Below are 18262 nucleotides of genomic sequence, written 5' to 3' on the forward strand. Positions count from 1 at the left end.
CGCCGCCGCCCGGACGGCCACCGCCGCCGGGACCACCGCGGCCGGGGCCGGGGCGCGGGCCCGCAGCGGGTCGCTGCGGCATCATGCCGGGGTTCGGGCGGTTTCCGCCGCCGGGACGCGGGCCGGCCCCGCCCTGCGGACGCGGCATGTTGCCCGGAGTCGGACGACCGCCGCCGGGTGCCTGCGGACGCGGGCCGCCGCCCTGCCCCTGGCCCTGGCCCTGACCGGGACGGCCGCCGCCGGGCTTGGGGGCGCCGCCCTGGCGGGGCGCCTGCGGGCGGGCCATGCCGGTGGAGCCGCCGGAGGTGAAGGGGTTGTTCCCCGGACGCGGGCCGGAGGGGCGCTGGCCCGGCTTCGGGGTGGACTGGCCCGGCTTGCCGCCCTGGCCCTGGCCCGGCTTCGGGGCGCCCGGACGGGGCGCGCCCGGCTTCGGGGTCTGGGCACCGGCGGGCGGGCCGGAGAACTCCGGCTTGGCCGGGGTGACGGGCTGGGCGGGACCCGGCTTGGGCGCCGGCGCCTTCGGGCCCGGCTTGGGGCCGGTCGCACCCGGCTTGGGGGTCTCGGCGGCGGGCTTCGGGCCCGGCTGCGCCGGCTTGGGGGTCGCGCCACCGCCACCGGGCTTGGGGGCGCTCGGCTTGGGCGCCGCGCCTGCGCCGGGCTTCGGCGCGCCCGGCTTCGGGGCGGCCTTCTTCGGTGCCGCGGGCTTGGCCGCGGACTTCTTGGCGGCGCCGGAGCCTCCGGCACCACCTGCGCCGCCGCCCGCGTCGAACGCGTCGGTCAGCTTGCGTACCACCGGCGCCTCGATGGTGGAGGACGCCGAACGGACGAATTCACCAAGTTCTTGGAGCTTGGCCATGACGACCTTGCTCTCCACTCCAAGCTCCTTGGCGAGCTCGTATACCCGGACCTTAGCCACTTCGCTCCTTAGACGGTCCGGGGTGGGTGTCCGCCGGACCTTCGCTACTTGTGCATGGGCGTACTCATCGCGTACTCATCGAGTGCTCATCGCAATCTCGACCTACTTCCGACTCGCGAGGTACCTCATCCCGTGCGGGGCTCCGCGCGGGCTCTCTTACAGTGTGGCCTGCGGTGCCGACTGCAGCTCCGCGGTGTCGAGCGGACCGGGGGCCCGGAAGGCCCGCTGGAACGCCCGGCGGCGGACAGCCGTGTCGACACAGCTCTGCCGGGGGTGCACATAGGCGCCCCGGCCCGGCAGCGTACCGCGATGATCGGGGACACACCGTCCCCCGACCAACACCACACGCAACAACTCGGCCTTGCCCGATTGTTCCCGGCAGCCGACGCAGGTGCGTTGTGGGCACGCGCGAACGCGCGTCCGGCCAGACACGATGTCAGTCTACCTCCCCGCGCCACCCGACTCGGTCGGGGGTATGGGCTGCTTGCGCTGTTCAGGCCCGTCCCGGACCACCGGAGGCCACCCGGAATGCCCGGAAGGCCCCGCTCCGTCCCGGGGGCGGGGCCGCCGAACCGATCAGATCCGGTCAGGTGTGGCCGGCCGTGCTCCCGGCGTCGTGCCCCGCGGCCGGGGCTCCGTCCGGCGCGGTGTCCGGCGCGGTGTCCGGCCGGATGTCGATGCGCCACCCGGTCAGCCGGGCCGCGAGCCGGGCGTTCTGTCCCTCTTTGCCGATGGCCAGCGAGAGCTGGTAGTCCGGCACCGTCACCCGGGCCGAGCGGCCGGCCAGATCGATGATCTCGACCTTGCTCACCCGCGCCGGGGACAGCGCGTTCGCCACCAGCTCGGCCGGGTCCTCGGACCAGTCCACGATGTCGATCTTCTCGCCGTGCAGCTCCGCCATGACGTTCCGCACCCGGCCGCCCATGGGGCCGATGCAGGCGCCCTTGGCGTTCAGCCCGGAGCGGGCGGAGCGTACGGCGATCTTCGTCCGGTGCCCGGCCTCCCGCGCGATGGCGGCGATCTCCACCGAGCCGTCGGCGATCTCCGGGACCTCCAGCTCGAAGAGCTTCTTGACCAGGTTCGGATGGGTCCGGGAGAGCGTCACCGAGGGGCCCCGCACGCCCTTGGCCACCCGGACGACGTACGTGCGCAGCCGGGTGCCGTGCCCGTACTCCTCGCCCGGCACCTGCTCCTGGGGCGGCAGGATGGCCTCCAGCTTCCCGATGTCCACCAGCACGCTCTTGGGGTCCTTGCCCTGCTGGACGACGCCCGCCACGATGTCGCCCTCCCGGCCGGCGTACTCGCCGAAGGTCACCTCCTCCTCGGCGTCCCGCAGCCGCTGCAGGATGACCTGCTTGGCCGTGGTCGCGGCGATGCGCCCGAAGCCGCTGGGCGTGTCGTCGAACTCGCGGGGCTCCGCGCCCTCCGGCAGGTCCGCGGCGCTCTCCTTCGCCCAGACCGTCACATGGCCCGTCTTGCGGTCCAGTTCGACCCGCGCGTCGCGGTGGCTGCCCTCGGTGCGGTGATAGGCGATGAGGAGTGCCGACTCGATCGCCTCGACCAGCAGGTCGAAGGAGATCTCCTTCTCCCGGACCAGTCCCCGCAGGGCACTCATGTCGATGTCCACGGCTACGCCTCCTCCTGGCTGTCGTCGTCAGCGGTGGCCGCGGACGCGCTCCCCGCCTGCTTCTCGGCCGCCTTGGGGTTGAACTCGATCTCCACCCGGGCCTTCGCGATCTCGTCGAAGCCGAGGCGGCGCCGGGTGGGCCGGCGGCCCTTCACCCCGGGCACCTCCAGGTCGACGCCCTGCTCGTCCACGCCGGTGAGCCGGGCGAGCAGCTCCGCGCCCTCGTGCGGCTGGACACGGAGCAACCGGCCGACGGCGCGGCGGTAGTGCCGCAGCTCGGTCAGCGGCCGGTCGGCGCCGGGCGAGGTGACCTCGAGGACGTAGGGCGCGCCGCCCATCACGTCCGAGGAGTCCAGCACCCCGGAGAGTTCGCGGCTCAGCTCCGCGCAGGTGTCCAGCAGCACGCCCTCGTCGGAGTCGACCACGACGCGCAGCACGCGTCGCTTCCCGGCCGGCGTCACGGTGATCTCCTCGAGATCCAGCCCGCTCTCGCTGACGAGGGGCTCCAGCAGCCCGCGCAGCCTCTCGCTCTGGGTGGTGCTCATCCGGGTGACTCCTCGGCCGCGTGTGCTGTTGTAGGGGGAAGGTCGCGTGTCCGGTCAAGCCTATCGTCTGCCGCCCCCCGCGCCGACCGTGCGGGGGACACCGGCCTCTTCCGCCTCCCCTGCCCTGCATGGCGCCGGCGACACGCGCGGCGGACAGCGCTTGGGCCGCAGGAGTGCGCCCCCGGGCGCGCCGCGGGCATCCCGGCGGGTAAGCAGGAAATCGCACAGGTACTCTCGGCGTGATCACCGCCGCCGGCCCCAGCGGGCCCGCGACGGGCGCGGGACATCCCGCCGGGGACGCACCACTGCTTCAGGGAGTGCAGCATGCCGCCGACGCGTGACGCCGCCGCCAGCGCAGGGCGGACGGAGCCCGGAGGCGTGCCCGGCGCCGGCGCGCCGTCCCGCGGCCACCGTCCCGGCAGACGGTCGGTGCTGGCCGCGGTGACGGCCCTGGGCGCGGCCGGCGCCGCCGGCTGCTCCGGCGGCGGCGAGGCGTCGCGGGGGCAGCGGGAGCGCGCCGGCGCCGCGAGGCGGCTGCGCCGCACCGCCGTCCGGGAGAGCGAGCTGCTGCTCGCCCGGTACGACAGCACCGCCGCCGTCCACCCGGCGCTCGCCGGCCGGCTGGCGCCACTGCGCGCGGAGGTGGCCCGGCACCTCACGGCGTTCGACGGCGACGCCGGTTCCGGACGCCGCGGCCGGACACCGCCCCGGGACGGCGGGCACACGGCGGTGCCGCCGGACCGGCGGCAGGCGCTGGCCGCGCTCGCCGCCGCGGAACGGCGCACCGCGGACGCCCGGGCCCGGGCCCTCACGGACGCGCCGCCCGAACTCGCCCGGCTGCTCGCCTCGGTCGCCGCCGCGGGGGCGGCACACGCCTATCTGCTCTCGGAGCGTGACGCATGACCGCACCCCAGGGCCCGGCGGAGGAGTCCCCGGAGCTGGTGGCCCTGCAGGCCGCGCTGGCCGCCGAGCACGCCGCCGTCTACGGATACGGGGTGGTGGGCGGCCGGATCGCGGCGGAACGGCGCCGCGAGGCGCGGGAGGCGTACGACGCGCACCGGGCCCGGCGCGACCTGCTGCGCCGCACGGTGCGCGACCTCGGCGGCCGCCCGGAACCGTCCGCGGCCGGTTACGCACTGCCCTTCCCGGTCCCGGACGAGGAGGCCGCGGTGCGGCTCGCGGCCGAGCTGGAGGACCGCGTCGCGGGGGTGTACGCCGATCTCGTACGGGCCGCCGGCGGGGACCGCCGCCGGGAGGCGGCGGCCGCGCTGCGCGAAGCGGCCCTCCGGGCGGTCCGCTGGCGGGGGACGGGCGTAGCCTTCCCTGGGCTCACCGAACGCACCGGACCGGTGCGGCCCTCCGCCTCCGGCAGCCCCGCGGGCGAGGTGGACGGCGGGGACCGCGCGCTCTGAGCCGTGCGCCGGGACGGTGCCTCAGCGGTGCCGGCCGGCGGGCGACCGGCTCGCGCCCGGCGCCGGGGCGGCCGTCGCCGAGCCCTGCCGGCTCTGCACGGAGACCGGTACCGAACCGACGTACCCGACCGACGTACCCGACCACCCGCACCATCGCACCGCTCGCACCGGCCCGCCCGGAAGCCCGTCCTGATCGTCCCGACCGCTCGGAAAGGCCCGCTCGGCATGCCCTCCGTACTCCCCCTCGACCCTCCGCAGCGCCTCCTCCGCGCCCTGGACGGCCACCCCGACGCCGCGGAGGCGACCGCGTGGCTGCGGGACCTCCCGGGGCTGCTGGAGGACATGCTGGGGCAGTGGGAGCTGAGACCGGAGCGGGTGGTCTCCCCCGGCGGCCGCAGCAGCCTGGTGGTGCTGGTCCGGCAGCCGGACGGCGCCCCGGCGGTGCTCAAGCTCGCCGCTCCGGACACCTCGGCGGAGCGGGAGGCGGCCGCGCTCGCGCACTGGGACGGCTGGGGCGCGGTCCGGCTGCTGCGCGCCGCGCCGGAGCGTGGCGCCCTGCTGCTCGAGCGGCTGCACGGTGAGGTCTCGCTCCGCTCGCTCCCCGAGTCCCGGGCCACGCTGGAGGCCTGCTCCGTGGTACGGCGGCTCTGGGTGCCGCCGGCCGAGGGGCACGGCTTCGAGACGGTCGCCGGGCACACCGCCGCCGAGGCGGAGCTGCTGCGCACCGCAGCGCCCGCGGAGGCCGAGCCCCTCGTCGGCGAAGCGCTGGAGCTGCGCGACGCGCTGCTCGCCGACGCCGTCCCGCCGGTGCTGCTGCACGGCGACTTCCGGCAGGGGGCGGTGCTCTCGGCCGGGGACGCGGAGCGGGCGCCCTGGCTGGCCGTGGGCCCGGAACCACTGGTCGGCGACCCGGCGTTCGACCTGGCCCGGCTGGTGCGGGACCGGTTGCACGACCTGATGGCGTCCTCGGGCGCGCCCGCGGCGACCCGGCGCCGGGTGCACCGGCTGGCGGACTCGCTGGACCTGGACCGGGAGCGGCTGCGCGGCTGGGCGCTCTACCGGGCGGTCGAGTCGGGCGTCCGCCACGTCTCGCGCGGCGACCGGCAGGACGGCGAGGCGCTGCTGGAGTTCGCCGGCTGGCTGTGAGCCACGCCCGCCCCCGGCGCGCGGCGTCCCGGTCCCGCGCGCCCGGGGCGCCGCCGCTCCACCGGTCCCCGGCCGGGGGACGCTCAGTAGAGTGCCGCGCATGAGAATCGTGGGATGGGTGCTGCTCGTGCTCGGCCTCTACTTCCTCGTCCAGGGGTTCGTGATGCCGATGATGGCCGAGCGGTCGGACGTGGAGAGCATCGAGTTCCAGCAGATCCGGGAGTCGAGCTCGTATCTGGGTATCGGCCTGATGATCGGCGCCGTGGCCTGCGGTGTGCTGGACCGGGCGGGGAGCCGGGCGCCCGGGCCGCAGGCAGCGCCCGGGACGCCGGGAGCACCGGGAACGCCGGGAACGCCGGGAACACAGCCGCAGCCGGGCGGTGCGCCAGCCTATCCCGCGCAGCAGCCGTACGGGGGCCAGGCGCCGCAGGGCGGCTGGGCGCCCCCGCCGCAGCGCTAGCTGCATGCGGGAGCCGCCGGGAACGGCCCCGGCGGTCCGTACGGCCGGCCGGGGCCGCCCGGGGCCGCCCGGCCGGCCGTACGGACCGGTGTCAGGCGCCGGCCAGCCGGGTGACGGCCTCCTCGACCGGCAGCTCCTCGCGCTCACCCGTACGCCGGTCCTTCAGCTCGACCAGCCCGTCCTTCACGCCGCGCCCGGCGACCAGGATCGTCGGGACGCCGACGAGCTCGGCGTCGGTGAACTTGACCCCGGGCGAGACGCCCGGCCGGTCGTCCACGATCACGCGTACGCCGGCGGCGCCGAGCCGCTCGGCGATGTCCAGCGCGGCCTCGGTCTGCGCCGCCTTGCCCGCGGCGACCACGTGCACGTCGGCCGGGGCGACCTCGCGCGGCCAGCACAGGCCCTGCTCGTCGGCCGTCTGCTCGGCGAGCGCGGCGACCGCCCGGGAGACGCCGATGCCGTAGGAGCCCATGGTGACCCGCACCGGCTTGCCGTTCTGGCCCAGCACGTCCAGCTCGAAGGCGTCCGCGTACTTGCGGCCGAGCTGGAAGATGTGGCCGATCTCGATCGCCCGGTCGAGCTCGATCCCGGTGCCGCACTGCGGGCAGGGGTCGCCGGGCTCGACCACGACCATGTCCAGGTACCGGTCGACCTCGAAATCCCGGCCGCACACCACGTTCCGGGCGTGCATGTCCGGCTTGTTGGCACCGGTGATCCAGGCGGTGCCCGGGGCGACGCGGGGATCGGCGAGGTAGCGGAAGGCCTTGCCGGCCATGCCGCCCTGGGGACCGACGTAACCGCGCACCAGGTCCGGCCGGCCCGTGAAGTCGTCCGCGGTGACCAGCTCCACCTCGGCGGGGGCGAGCTGCTCGGCGAGCTTCCCCAGGTCGACCTCGCGGTCGCCGGGCACGCCCACCGCGGTGATCTCCCCGTCCACCTTCACCAGCAGGTTCTTCAGGGTGGCCGAAGCGGGCACACCGAGGTGCTCGGCCAGCGTCTCGATGGTCGGCGTGTCGGGGGTGTCCAGCTCCTCGACGGGCGGGTGCTCGGCACCCTCCACGGGGGGCACGCTCGTGGTGACGGCCTCGGTGTTGGCCGCGTAGCCGCAGGAGGGACAGCTCACGAAGGTGTCCTCGCCCGCTGCCGCAGGGGCCAGGAACTCCTCGGAGGCGGAGCCGCCCATCGCGCCGGACACGGCGGAGACGATGCGGTAGTCCAGCCCGAGCCGCTCGAAGATCCGCTGGTAGGCCAGCCGGTGCAGCCGGTAGGACTCCTCCAGCGCCTCGTCGCTCACGTCGAAGGAGTAGGAGTCCTTCATGGTGAACTCGCGGCCGCGGAGGATTCCCGACCGCGGACGGGCCTCGTCCCGGTACTTGGTCTGGATCTGGTACAGGATGACCGGCAGGTCCTTGTAGGAGGAGCACTGGTCCTTCACCACCTGGGTGAAGATCTCCTCGTGGGTGGGGCCGAGGAGGTAGTCCCCGCCCTTGCGGTCCTTCAGGCGGAAGAGCAGGTCTCCGTACTCCTCGTAGCGCCCGGACTGCTCGTAGGGCTCCTTCGGCAGCAGCGCCGGCAGCAGGACCTCCTGGCCGCCGATCGCGTCCATCTCCTCCCGGACGACGCGCGTGACGTTCTCCAGCACCTGCTTGCCGAGCGGCAGCCAGGTCCAGATGCCGGCGCTGGCGCGGCGCACGTATCCGGCCCGCACCAGGAGCTTGTGGCTGAGCGTCTCGGCGTCCGCCGGGTCGTCACGCAGCGTCTTCAGCATCGAGCGGGACAGGCGCTGGACTCGGGCTGCCATGGAGAACTCCTGCGTGACGAGGTGTGCTGAGAACAGGAGGTTATCCGCTGCCCACGCCCGGGCGGAAATGAGATACCCCGGAGTTCACCGACGGCGCAGGGGGAGCCAGGCACCCATCACCACGTACGGGCTGGGGGCGCTCGGGAAGTGGACGCGGCGGGCGAGGTCGCGGTAGCCCAGCGAGCGGTAGAGGGCGCGGGCCGGGCTCTCGGTGTCGATCGCGGAGAGGATGGAGCGGGGCTCCGCGGCCTCGTCGGTGAGCCGGGTGATGAGGCGGCGGCCGATGCCCCGGTTCTGGTAGGCGGGGTGGACGTGCAACTCCGTGATGGCGAAGGAGTCGCCGAGCCAGTCCGCGTTGCCCTCCTGCCGCAGATAGGGGTGGACGACCGTGGACCACCACTGCGTCCGGTCGTTGGGCATGCCGTAGACGAACCCCACGAGCCGTCCCTCGCGCGTGGTCGCGGCCAGGGACCGGGCTCCTCGCTGCTGGAGATGGCGGAGCACGATCTGCCGGCGGACGTCGATCTCGTCGTCGGTGAGCCCGAAGGCGACGGCCTGCACGGCCAGCGCCTCGTCCAGACGGGCGGCCAGGTCGACGGGGGCGACGACGGTCTCTCGGGGGTCCGGGTGTGCCTCCCCGGATGAATGCTCCATGCCGGGGAGGCTACTAGGGCCCGTCCGGTGGATCTCTGAGGATCAGCGGCGTCGGGGGGCGCCACCCGGGCCGAAGGCTCTGGGCGAGCGTGGGATCGCACGGCGGATCGCACGGCGGAGGAGCGTTCTCGTACCGGGCGTCCGTGGACGGTGCGGCAACGCAGCGAGCGTGCCAGGCGTCGCGGGCCCGGGGAGCTCCGCCGGACGGGCCCGCGGCCGCGCTCAGAACAGGACGCTCATGAACGCGCCGACCTCGCGGAAGCCGACCCGCCGGTAGGCGGCGCGGGCGGGCGCGTTGAAGTCGTTGACGTAGAGGCTGACGACCGGCGCGACCTCCCGCAGCGCGTACTCCAGCACCGCGGCCATGCCGCCCCGCGACAGCCCCTCCCCCCGCCGGTCCGGGGCGACCCAGACGCCCTGGATCTGGCAGGCGTACGGAGTCGCCGCGCCGATCTCCGCCTTGAAGACCACCCGGCCCTGCTCCACCCGGGCGAAGGACCGGCCGGAGCCGACGAGCTCGGCGACCCGCGCCTGGTAGATCAGCCCGCCGTCGCCCGCGAGCGGCGAGATGCCGACCTCCTCGGTGAACATGGCGACGCAGGCAGGCATGACCACGTCCAGCTCTTCCTTGCGGATGCGGCGGACCAGCGGGTCCGGTGCGACGGCGGGCAGCCGGTCGGCCACCATCAGCGGCTGGTGGGCGCGGACCTCGCGGGCCGGGCCCCAGTGGGGCGCGAGCTGGTCCCACAGCGCGGCGGTGGGCCCGGCGGGGCCCACGATGGAGGAGCAGCGGCGGCCCTGCCGCCGGGCCCGCTCGGCGAAGGCGCGTACCGCTTCCGGCCCGGCGCACAGCGGCACCAGGTTGGCCCCGGCATAGCAGAGGGACTCCAGCCGGCCGCGGTGGTACCAGCCCCACATCTCACCGCCGAGCCGCCAGGGGTCCAGGCCGGAGGTCTCCACCCGGGCGGCGACGAAGGCGTTGTTGACCGGCTCGCGGCGCAGCACCGCGAGCACGTCGTCGAGCTCACCCGGGTCGACGACCCGGGTGGAGGTGGTGGTCAACACGCGTCGGCTGCCTCACCGTGCGGCCCGTGGGGCGGGGGAACGGTTCTGCCGACTGTACCCCCGGACCGGACCGGCCAGCCACGCAGTGGTTCCCGCCGGGCACCGGGCGTGCGCTGCGGGCGCACCCCGGCCCCGCCGGCGCGGGCGGGCGGGGCTCAGCCCGCCACGGAGACCTGCGGTTCCCCGGAGGAGACGCCGTCCTTCTCCATCTGTTCCGCGATCTTCATCGCCTCGTCGATCAGCGTCTCGACGATCTTCGACTCCGGGACGGTGCGGATGACCTCGCCCTTCACGAAGATCTGGCCCTTGCCGTTGCCGGAGGCGACCCCGAGATCGGCCTCCCGGGCCTCGCCGGGACCGTTGACCACGCAGCCCATGACGGCCACCCGCAACGGGACCTCCATGCCCTCCAGACCGGCGGTGACCTCGTCGGCGAGCTTGTAGACGTCGACCTGCGCGCGGCCGCAGGACGGGCAGGAGACGATCTCCAGGCGGCGCTGCCGCAGCCCCAGGGACTCCAGGATCTGGATGCCGACCTTGACCTCCTCCGCCGGCGGCGCGGACAGCGACACCCGGATGGTGTCGCCGATGCCCTCGCTCAGCAGGGCCCCGAAGGCGACGGCCGACTTGATGGTGCCCTGGAACGCGGGGCCCGCCTCCGTCACGCCGAGGTGCAGCGGGTAGTCGCACCGGGCGGCCAGCTGCCGGTAGGCGTTGACCATCACGACCGGGTCGTTGTGCTTGACCGAGATCTTGATGTCCCGGAAACCGTGCTCCTCGAAGAGCGAGCACTCCCACAGCGCCGACTCCACCAGCGCCTCGGGGGTCGCCTTGCCGTACTTCTGCAGCAGCCGTCGGTCCAGGGAGCCGGCGTTCACCCCGATCCGGATGGGGGTGCCGGCGGCCGAGGCGGCGGCCGCGATCTCCTTGACCTTGTCGTCGAACTGCTTGATGTTGCCCGGATTGACGCGGACCGCCGCGCAACCGGCGTCGATCGCGGCGAAGACGTACTTCGGCTGGAAGTGGATGTCGGCGATCACCGGGATCTGCGACTTGCGGGCGATCGTGGCGAGCGCGTCGGCGTCCTCCTGCGTCGGGCAGGCGACGCGCACGATCTCGCAGCCCGAGGCGGTCAGCTCGGCGATCTGCTGCAGCGTGGCACCGATGTCGGCGGTGCGGGTGGTCGTCATCGACTGCACGGACACGGGCGCGTCACCGCCGACGGCCACGGGGCCGACCTGGATCTTGCGGCTGACACGGCGGTCGGCGAGCTTGGTCGGTACGTCCGGCATTCCGAGCGAAATCGCGGTCATGTGGCGTGCAACCCCAAGGTGTGGATCGAGGTCCCGAGATCGGCGGGCTCCGGCCCCGAGATTACGGCACGAAGGCGTGACCGAGCACATCGCACCCCGCAAACCGTCCGGAGGACCGCCCGGGCAGCACGGGTGCCGCCCGGACGCCCCCGGTCGTACGCCCGGCGGGATCCGGCACGCGACACGCCGGGCGTGTCGCGTGCCGGATCGTCCGGACGGCCCAGCCCCACCCGAGCGGCCTAACCCGTGAGCCGGACGGGGTTGACGATGTCCGCCACGAGCACCAGCAGGGTGAAGCAGATGAAGACCCCGGCGACGAGATAGGCGACCGGCATGAGCCGGGCCACGTCGAAGGGGCCCGGGTCCGGCCGGCGGAAGACCCGGGCGACGCCGCGCCGCACGGACTCCCACAGCGCGCCCGCGATGTGCCCGCCGTCGAGCGGCAGCAGCGGCAGCATGTTGAACAGGAACAGCGACAGGTTGAACCCCGCGACCAGCAGCAGCATGGTCGCCACCCGCTGCTCCGGCGGAATGTCGAGGGAGAACACCTCGCCGCCGACCCGGGCCGCGCCGACCACGCCCATCGGGGAGTCCTGCTTGCGCTCGGCGTCGCCGAAGGCGGCGTCCCACAGGTCGGGGACCTTGGACGGGATGGCGATCAGGGCGTCGACGCCGGACGCCATCATGTCGCCCATCCGGTCGACCGCCTGCGGGAAGGTCTGGTCGACGACTCCGCCGGCCGGGGTGAAGCCGAGGAAGCCGGTGGTCACGTACTCGCCCTCGACATAGCCGCCGTTCCCGTCGAACTTCGCGACCCGGTTCTCCACCAACTCGGCGTGGAGCGTACGCCGCTCCCCGTCCCGCTCGACGGTCAGCGTGGCCGGGCCGACGGTGCCGCGGATGCTGCGCTGCAGCTCCTCCCACTCGGTGACCTTCTCCCCGTCGAAGGCGACGATGCGGTCCCCCGGCTTCAGGCCCGCGGCCTTCGCCGGCGAGTCCTGCGCGTCCTTCGGACAGGTGTTCCGCTCGGCGGAGGCCGGGAGAACGCACTCGGAGACGGTGGAGACCGTGGTCGTCGTGGTGTTCGCGCCGAAGGTCATCAGCACGCCGAGGAAGATCACGACGGCCAGGACGAGGTTCATGAACGGCCCGGCGAACATCACGATCACGCGCTTCCACGGCCTGCGCGTGTAGAACAGCCGCTTCTCGTCCCCGGGCTGCAGCTCCTCGAAGGCGGCCGACCGTGCGTCCTCGATCATGCCCCGGAAGGGGGAGGTGGAGCGCTGCCGGACCGCGCCGTCGTCGCCGGGCGGGAACATGCCGATCATCCGGATGTACCCGCCGAGCGGGACCGCCTTGACCCCGTACTCCGTCTCCCCCTTGCGGCGGGAGAAGAGCGTCGGCCCGAAGCCCACCATGTACTGCGGCACGCGGATGCCGAACATCTTGGCGGTCGACAGATGGCCCAGCTCGTGCCAGGCGATGGAGAAGAGCAGCCCGACGACGAAGACGACTATGCCGAGGATGGTCATGAACGCCGTCATGCGCGTGCCTCCACTCCGGCCCGGGCGGCCAGCTCACGGGCGCGGGCGCGCGCCCAGCCCTCCGCCTCGAGGACATCGGTCAGGGTCGGGCCGGTTCCCCCCGGGGGCTCCCCGGTGTGCTCGCCGACCACTGCCGAGACCGTATCGACAATCCCGGTGAACGGCAGGCGCCCGGCCAGGAAGGCGTCGACGCACTCCTCGTTCGCCGCGTTGTAGACGGCCGGGGCGGTGCCGCCGAGCGCCCCCACGTGCCGGGCGAGGGGCACCGAGGGGAAGGCCTCCTCGTCCAGCGGGAAGAACTCCCAGGTCATCGCCTTCGTCCAGTCGAATACCGGGCCGGAGTCGGGCACCCGTTCGGGCCAGCCGATGCCGAGCGCAATGGGCAGCCGCATGTCGGGCGGACCGCACTGGGCGAGCGTCGACCCGTCCGTGAACTCGACCATGGAATGGATGTACGACTGCGGGTGCACCACGACCTCGATCCGTTCGAACGGGATGTCGTAGAGCAGATGCGCCTCGATGACCTCCAGCCCCTTGTTCACCAGGGTGGCCGAGTTCACGGTGATCACCGGGCCCATGTCCCAGGTGGGGTGCGCCAGCGCGTCCTGCGGGGTCACCTCGGCCAGCTCAGCCCGCGTACGGCCGCGGAAGGGGCCCCCGGAGGCCGTCACCAGCAGCTTGCGCACCTCACGGCGGGTGCCGCCCATGAGCGCCTGGAAGAGCGCCGAGTGCTCCGAGTCCACCGGGATGATCTGGCCCGGCGCAGCCAGCGCCTTGACCAGCGGACCGCCGACGATCAGCGACTCCTTGTTCGCCAGCGCCAGCACCCGGCCGGCCCTCAGCGCGGCCAGGGTGGGCGCCAGGCCGATCGACCCGGTGATGCCGTTGAGCACGGTGTGACAGTCCGACGCGGCAAGCTCGCTCGCCGCGTCCGGCCCGGCCAGTACCTCGGGGACGGGCTCCCCCACGCCGTACTCCGCGCGGAGCGCCTGCCGCAGCTCGACGGCCTTGTCCTCCCGCGCCACGGCGACGGTCCGCACCTGGAGCCGGTGCGCCTGCCCGGCGAGCAACTCGACCCGGCCACCGTTGGCCGACAGCCCGGTCACCCGGAAGCGGTCCGGGTTGCTCAGCACCACGTCCACCGCCTGGGTGCCGATGGAGCCCGTGGAGCCGAGGATCACGATGTCCCGGGGGCCGCCGGGGCCCGGCGCGTCGGCCGGATAGCGCGTGTGCGGGTCAGCGAGGGAGTCCGTCATGGCACCCATTGTGGCCGGTACGGAGGGCGACGGCGGACGCCGCCCTCCGTACGAGCGGTCACCTTTCGGCCACCGGGGGACGCGTAGACGGGGCCCGTGGCTGCGGGGGTCACCCGTCCCGGCACGGGAGCGTCTCGCGGTACGCCTCGGCGTAGGGGCCGATGAGGGCTTTCATGGCCTTCTCGGTGCCGTCCTCGGCCTTCGTGGCCTCCACTTCCAGGGAGAAGAGCTCGGCCTTGCCCTCGTCCCCGCCGTCCGCCTCGACGACTTCCTGTCCCGGCACGCGGCACGGCACGACCGTGGCAGCGCCACGGTTCCAGAGGGCATAACGGCCCCCTTCAATGAGGTCAGGCCCAGGATTGGAGGCCGCCTCCTTCGCCGTGTGGCCGGCGGCTCGCCACTTGCCAGTGACGTCCAGCGCGACATCACCGTCAACGAAGACCATGCAGCCTTGCAGACCCGGACTGACCCCGAAGCTCGACTTCTCCTGCCGCAGCTCGTCCCCGGGCGGGAGAAGCGGCTCCAGCAGACCGGGGCGCACCGGCACGCCACACAGCTCGTCGGGCACCTCGTACGCGCGCTCCTCGCCTCCGCAAGCGGCCACCGCCACAAGGAGCGGGGCTGCCAGCACGGCCGCGACGGTACGTGCCCTCACGAGGCGTCCCCGGCGGACTCCCACTTGGCACCGTCGCCGTGGGCGATCTCGGCACCGGTACGGGCGGCGCGCTCGAGATCCTCGATGGTGTCGGGATGAAGGTCCGAGTTGATCACGGCGTTTCTCACAGCCTCCTCGGCGGCCTGGCCCACCGCCGCCCGCCCCTTCGCGTACTCGTGTGCGGCGTCGTTCTCGGCCTCGTCGGCCGAGTCCTGGTGGATGCTCTGCACCACACTCGAGGAGATGTCCTCGACGACCCAGTTCGTCACGTCACCCACGACGGGCACCCGTCCCGCTGTGTTGCCGCGGTTCACGGACCGGAACAGGCATCGGAGCCCGCATAGGCCTCGCCGTACGCCTCGGTGAACCCGCGCACGGCGGGGGCGTCGGAACGGCCGTCGGCCTCCATCTTGGCGACTACGAAAAGCGCCTGACCGGCGAAGTCCGGGTCACGGCACTCGACCGCGGCCACGGCACCGCGCCCGGACCAGACCAGGCCCCCGCCACCGGACTCCTTCTCCGGGTCCACATAGGCCTGGCTCTCTGCGAACCTTCGCGCCGACCAGCCCTCCTCCCACCACTCCCGGCGCACGGAGAAGGCTTCCTTCCCGTCCACGGAGACCTCACAGGCGGTGATGGACCCGGCCGGCGTGTGCGTGCTAACCGTGATCTCCTCTCCTGGAGGCAAGAGCGGCTCCAGCAGTTCCGGTGCGACGGTTACACCACAAAGCGTCTCCGGCACCACGTACCCACGGTCGGCCCCGTCGTTGCCGCAGCCCGACGCCAGCGTGGCCAGGACGAGGGCCAGGGCGGCCGCCGGCAGAGGAATGCGGCGCGCCGCCCTCACGAGCCGTCTCCGGCCGACTCCCAGGTGGCACCCTCGCCGTGGCTGTTCCCGGCCTGAACCCGCACGGCGGCCTTGAGGTCCTGCCCGGTGTCGTAGTTGATATCGGGGTTGTTCATCAGGGCACGGGCCACGGCGTCCTCCGACGCACGGATGACCTGTTCGCGCCCTGCGCTGTAGTCCCGGCTCGCCTCGCCCTCGGCTTCGTCGGTCGTGTCCTGGTAGATGCTCTCCATCACACTGGCCTGGATGTCCTCGATGACCCACCCGGTGACGTCGCCTGCGATCGGCACCCGGCCGACGGTGTTGTCGACGCCCATGCCGACGATGCGGTTGACCCAGCCCGCTTTCTCGTCCGCCGCCTTGTTGAAGGCTTCGTCCGAAGCCGTGTGGTAGTCGAGGATCGCGTCCGCCCGTGCCTCGCTCATGATGCCCGCGAGGACGGCACCGGGGGCGACGGCGTTCCGGAGGCGGCCGTCCATGGAGGCCGTGGACTGGCTGTCCCCGTTGACGACTTCGTTGACGAGATTCGACGTGTACGCCTGCTGGGCATTGGTGATGGCCGCGTACCCGTCGGGGTCCTGTCCCACCTCGGCCAGGAAGCGCTGCACCTGACTCGAGTCGTCGAAGTCCGCAGGGGTGCCGAAGGAGGGGAAGGCGTCGGTGTCACTCCCCTCGTATACGGCCCGCTGGAAATCGCCCATGTACTCGGCGGTGATGTCGCCGAGGCTGTCCCGCAGGGCGTAGAGCGGGCCGGTGCCCACGTCGAGGTCGCCGTTCTCGTTGTGCCGGATGAGCTCGGGATGCTCCCCGAACTTGGCCACGATCTTCTCAGCGAGCTGCGCGCGCTCGGGCGTGTGCGGGATCGCGTCCCCCGTCGCGTCGCTGTCGTACGGGCGCCCGGTCGTGGCCGCCTCCAGCGCGTGCCCGAGCGCGTTCGGCCCGTCGTTGAGGGCCTCCTTCGCCTCCGGGTGGCCGACCAGGTTCGCGGCGTTCCGGTCGATGTTCCAGGGGAAGTCCTCCTTGGTGAACTCGTCCAGGTAGGAGGAGAAGTCCAGCTCGCCGTCCTTGTCGACGGTGCCGTCCTCGTTGTACTTCGTCGGTGACTCCGTGAAGAACTGCTCCGCGGCCTCGGGGCTGTGCCCGAGCGCCTCCAGCACGCCGTGCAGCGGGTCGTTGCCGGAGCCGAGCTTGCCCGAGGGGTTGAAGCCGTAGTTGTCGTCCCCGTTCGTCGGGGCGCCGACGAGGAAGCGGCCGCGGTCCTCCAGGTGGAGCTGGGTGACGTGCTCGGCGATGGGGTTGAGGAACTCCGGGTCGTAGTTGCCGTAGCGGAGGATGCCGCCGAGCACCTGGTATCCGTAGGGCTTCTCCCACATGCTCGGCTCCCACCCGATCTGCTGGGTACCGAGTCGGCGGAACTCCGCGCCCCAGCTCGCCGGGAGGTGGTGTTTGGGGCCGTCCAGCCCCTTCGGGGCGTCCGGCTCGGTGGCGTTGGCCAGGGCGTAGCCCATGTTCCGCTGGAGTTCCTTGACCATGTTCAGCCGGGTCTCGCTCGCGTCGTCGACGGTGCCCTGGACCGACATCTGGGCGTAGAACTCCAGCGCCTTCTCCGGTCCGCCGAGACCCTTGTAGAACGCGGTGGCGAACTCGCCGTCCTTCTCCCTGGCGTTCTCCCGCAGCAACCGGTTGAGTTCCTGGAACTGCTTGTCCGTCATGTCGTCGCCCTTCTGGGCGAGGGCGACGGCCTCCTCCGCCTGGGCGTCGTCGAGCGAGTCGTAGGCGGCGTGACCGGCGTTGTGGACGCTGTCGCCGTGGGCCCGGTTGAGACCGCGCTGCACGTCGCTGTCGATGCTCCGGGCCCGGGTGATCTTCGCGTCGACCTGGTCCGCGTACCCGCGGGCCTGCTTGTACAGGGCAGCCTCGTCCTCCGGGGAGTACGCCCCGCGGGTGCCGTCCGGGAAGTCGTAGCTGAAGCTGACCGTGCCGTCGCCGTTGTCGCGGACGACGAAGTTCTTCTCCTGCGCCTCGGCGACGATGCCCTTCACGCTCGACTGGAGCGCCGACAGCTCCGTGTGGGCGTCCTCCAGCAGGCCGTGGATGCTCTTCGCCTCGGTGTGGAGGTCGCCGATCTCCCTGGCCGTCTTCCGTACGAAGTCCTGGGTGACGGTGGCGTTGAGGCCTTCCCAGCGGGCGGCGTCGGACTTGGCCTGCATGCCGGACGTGGCGTCGTCGGCGATCTTCTTCAGTTCGTCGCGGGCCGTCTTCCAGTCGGACACGGCGGCGTCGAGCTTGCCGAAGTCCACCCCGACGAGGTCGGTGTACGTCAGTTTTCCCATGGTGTCGCCCTGTGGCCCCGTTCCGTGGTCACTTCACGAGCTTCGAGATCTCCGAGACGGTCATCGCCGACCCGTCCCGGTGCCGCATGCTGGCCGCGATGTGCGCGTCGTCCTCGGCGTGCCGCTTCTTCGAGTAGTCCAGATGGTTGGAGACGTGCGCGCACATCTGGAGGACGGTCTTCACCTGACTGCCCCAGAGGGCGACGGTGCTGCTCAGCTCGTCGCCCATGGCGAAGTTGTGCTCGGAGAGGTTCTTCGCGGCCTGCTCCGAGGAGCCGGGACCGCCGGGGTCCGACCCGGCTCCTGCGATGTCGGCCTTCTTCTGCAGTCTCCCGTGCAGGGTGAACGCCTCGTTCCCGACGGCGCCCAGATCGTCCTGGTGGACCACCAGGTCCCCGCCACGGCCACCGGTCCCGCCGCCGTCGAGCTGGTTGAGCTGCATGTGCGCGGACTGCCGGCCGGCGGTCTCCGCCTTGATCTGCGCCCACTCCTCGTCGAACGACATGTTTCGGGGCCTCCCACTCGGACAGGGCCCGCCGTCAGGCGGCCCCCGCGTGCCTGTGCCGGTACGGGGGAAGAACGTAGCAGCGGGACGCCGCCGGCCTCCACCGGTCCGCCACCACGCGCACGTGAGGACGGGCCGGTGGACGTTCTCCTTGCGCGAGGGGCCGGGGGTCTGGTCGGCGAT

Annotated in this window: 19 protein-coding genes; 4 read left to right on the forward strand and 15 right to left on the reverse strand. The window is 73.0% G+C overall.

Annotated features, from left to right (window positions below; translation table 11 throughout):
• The 4 genes from HOY81_RS24925 to rimP all read right to left on the reverse strand — a co-directional run.
• Positions 1-916: translation initiation factor IF-2 N-terminal domain-containing protein (locus HOY81_RS24925; RefSeq protein WP_237322955.1), on the reverse strand; the 916-nt coding region annotated here is incomplete at its 3' end.
• Positions 917-1072: 156 nt separating this feature from the next.
• Complete coding sequence (locus HOY81_RS24930; RefSeq protein ID WP_237322956.1) at positions 1073-1348, reverse strand: YlxR family protein; 276 nt, start codon at positions 1346-1348, stop codon at positions 1073-1075.
• A 154-nt stretch (positions 1349-1502) separates the two neighbouring features.
• A complete protein-coding gene (gene nusA, locus HOY81_RS24935) occupies positions 1503-2543 on the reverse strand; it encodes a transcription termination factor NusA (RefSeq protein ID WP_237322957.1) in 1041 nt (346 codons plus the stop codon).
• A gap of 2 nt (positions 2544-2545) precedes the next feature.
• A complete protein-coding gene (gene rimP, locus HOY81_RS24940) occupies positions 2546-3088 on the reverse strand; it encodes a ribosome maturation factor RimP (RefSeq protein WP_237322958.1) in 543 nt (180 codons plus the stop codon).
• 324 nt (positions 3089-3412) lie between these two features.
• Between rimP and HOY81_RS24945 the strand changes: the two genes are divergently transcribed.
• The 4 genes from HOY81_RS24945 to HOY81_RS24960 all read left to right on the forward strand — a co-directional run bounded on the left by HOY81_RS24945 (position 3413) and on the right by HOY81_RS24960 (position 6106).
• On the forward strand, positions 3413-3991 hold the full coding sequence (locus HOY81_RS24945) for a hypothetical protein (RefSeq protein ID WP_237322959.1): 579 nt from the start codon (positions 3413-3415) through the stop codon (positions 3989-3991).
• Complete coding sequence (locus HOY81_RS24950) at positions 3988-4500, forward strand: ferritin-like domain-containing protein (RefSeq protein ID WP_237322960.1); 513 nt, start codon at positions 3988-3990, stop codon at positions 4498-4500. Before HOY81_RS24945 ends, HOY81_RS24950 begins: the two co-directional genes overlap by 4 nt.
• A 225-nt stretch (positions 4501-4725) precedes the next feature.
• Entirely contained in the window at positions 4726-5646 is a 921-nt protein-coding gene (locus HOY81_RS24955; RefSeq protein WP_237322961.1) for an aminoglycoside phosphotransferase family protein, read from the forward strand.
• A 100-nt stretch (positions 5647-5746) separates the two neighbouring features.
• Positions 5747-6106, forward strand: coding sequence for a hypothetical protein (locus HOY81_RS24960; RefSeq protein ID WP_237322962.1), 360 nt, complete (start codon positions 5747-5749; stop codon positions 6104-6106).
• Positions 6107-6197: 91 nt separating this feature from the next.
• Here the strand turns inward: HOY81_RS24960 and HOY81_RS24965 are convergent, their stop codons facing one another.
• The 11 genes from HOY81_RS24965 to HOY81_RS25015 all read right to left on the reverse strand — a co-directional run bounded on the left by HOY81_RS24965 (position 6198) and on the right by HOY81_RS25015 (position 18079).
• The gene (locus HOY81_RS24965) at positions 6198-7907 is read right to left on the reverse strand and encodes a proline--tRNA ligase (protein WP_237322963.1); all 1710 of its coding nucleotides are present in this window, start codon (positions 7905-7907) and stop codon (positions 6198-6200) included.
• 84 nt (positions 7908-7991) lie between these two features.
• Entirely contained in the window at positions 7992-8561 is a 570-nt protein-coding gene (locus tag HOY81_RS24970) for a GNAT family N-acetyltransferase (protein ID WP_237322964.1), read from the reverse strand.
• 222 nt (positions 8562-8783) lie between these two features.
• Positions 8784-9626, reverse strand: a complete 843-nt coding sequence (locus tag HOY81_RS24975) for a GNAT family N-acetyltransferase (protein WP_237322965.1) — start codon at positions 9624-9626, stop codon at positions 8784-8786.
• A gap of 155 nt (positions 9627-9781) precedes the next feature.
• Entirely contained in the window at positions 9782-10939 is a 1158-nt protein-coding gene (gene ispG, locus HOY81_RS24980; RefSeq protein ID WP_237322966.1) for a flavodoxin-dependent (E)-4-hydroxy-3-methylbut-2-enyl-diphosphate synthase, read from the reverse strand.
• A 239-nt stretch (positions 10940-11178) separates the two neighbouring features.
• Positions 11179-12483 carry an RIP metalloprotease gene (locus HOY81_RS24985; RefSeq protein ID WP_237322967.1) on the reverse strand — a complete coding sequence of 435 codons (1305 nt, stop codon included), beginning with the start codon at positions 12481-12483 and terminating at the stop codon, positions 11179-11181.
• Positions 12480-13739, reverse strand: a complete 1260-nt coding sequence (gene dxr, locus HOY81_RS24990; protein WP_237322968.1) for a 1-deoxy-D-xylulose-5-phosphate reductoisomerase — start codon at positions 13737-13739, stop codon at positions 12480-12482. Before dxr ends, HOY81_RS24985 begins: the two co-directional genes overlap by 4 nt.
• A gap of 109 nt (positions 13740-13848) precedes the next feature.
• On the reverse strand, positions 13849-14370 hold the full coding sequence (locus tag HOY81_RS24995; RefSeq protein ID WP_237322969.1) for a hypothetical protein: 522 nt from the start codon (positions 14368-14370) through the stop codon (positions 13849-13851).
• Positions 14371-14390: 20 nt separating this feature from the next.
• A complete protein-coding gene (locus HOY81_RS25000) occupies positions 14391-14672 on the reverse strand; it encodes a hypothetical protein (RefSeq protein WP_237322970.1) in 282 nt (93 codons plus the stop codon).
• A gap of 32 nt (positions 14673-14704) precedes the next feature.
• Complete coding sequence (locus HOY81_RS25005) at positions 14705-15241, reverse strand: hypothetical protein (protein WP_237322971.1); 537 nt, start codon at positions 15239-15241, stop codon at positions 14705-14707.
• The gene (locus tag HOY81_RS25010; protein ID WP_237322972.1) at positions 15238-17574 is read right to left on the reverse strand and encodes a DUF6571 family protein; all 2337 of its coding nucleotides are present in this window, start codon (positions 17572-17574) and stop codon (positions 15238-15240) included. The genes HOY81_RS25005 and HOY81_RS25010 overlap by 4 nt, the downstream gene beginning before the upstream one ends.
• Before the next feature lie 28 nt (positions 17575-17602).
• Positions 17603-18079 (reverse strand): hypothetical protein, encoded by a 477-nt coding sequence (locus HOY81_RS25015; RefSeq protein ID WP_237322973.1) that lies wholly within the window; start codon positions 18077-18079, stop codon positions 17603-17605.
• Positions 18080-18262: the final 183 nt, after the last annotated feature.

It is taken from the genome of Streptomyces sp. JJ36 (assembly GCF_021696945.1).
Lineage (GTDB): Bacteria > Actinomycetota > Actinomycetes > Streptomycetales > Streptomycetaceae > Streptomyces.

Excerpts from the sequence above, each read along its gene's own strand:
- HOY81_RS24950 (WP_237322960.1), top strand. The coding sequence starts at position 3,988 with ATGACCGCACCCCAGGGCCCGGCGGAGGAGTCCCCGGAGCTGGTGGCC.
- dxr (WP_237322968.1), bottom strand. The coding sequence starts at position 13,739 with ATGACGGACTCCCTCGCTGACCCGCACACGCGCTATCCGGCCGACGCG.
- ispG (WP_237322966.1), bottom strand. The coding sequence starts at position 10,939 with ATGACCGCGATTTCGCTCGGAATGCCGGACGTACCGACCAAGCTCGCC.
- HOY81_RS24960 (WP_237322962.1), top strand. The coding sequence starts at position 5,747 with ATGAGAATCGTGGGATGGGTGCTGCTCGTGCTCGGCCTCTACTTCCTC.
- rimP (WP_237322958.1), bottom strand. The coding sequence starts at position 3,088 with ATGAGCACCACCCAGAGCGAGAGGCTGCGCGGGCTGCTGGAGCCCCTC.
- HOY81_RS25015 (WP_237322973.1), bottom strand. The coding sequence starts at position 18,079 with ATGTCGTTCGACGAGGAGTGGGCGCAGATCAAGGCGGAGACCGCCGGC.
- HOY81_RS24970 (WP_237322964.1), bottom strand. The coding sequence starts at position 8,561 with ATGGAGCATTCATCCGGGGAGGCACACCCGGACCCCCGAGAGACCGTC.
- HOY81_RS24965 (WP_237322963.1), bottom strand. The coding sequence starts at position 7,907 with ATGGCAGCCCGAGTCCAGCGCCTGTCCCGCTCGATGCTGAAGACGCTG.
- HOY81_RS24985 (WP_237322967.1), bottom strand. The coding sequence starts at position 12,483 with ATGACGGCGTTCATGACCATCCTCGGCATAGTCGTCTTCGTCGTCGGG.
- HOY81_RS25010 (WP_237322972.1), bottom strand. The coding sequence starts at position 17,574 with ATGGGAAAACTGACGTACACCGACCTCGTCGGGGTGGACTTCGGCAAG.
- HOY81_RS24955 (WP_237322961.1), top strand. The coding sequence starts at position 4,726 with ATGCCCTCCGTACTCCCCCTCGACCCTCCGCAGCGCCTCCTCCGCGCC.
- HOY81_RS24945 (WP_237322959.1), top strand. The coding sequence starts at position 3,413 with ATGCCGCCGACGCGTGACGCCGCCGCCAGCGCAGGGCGGACGGAGCCC.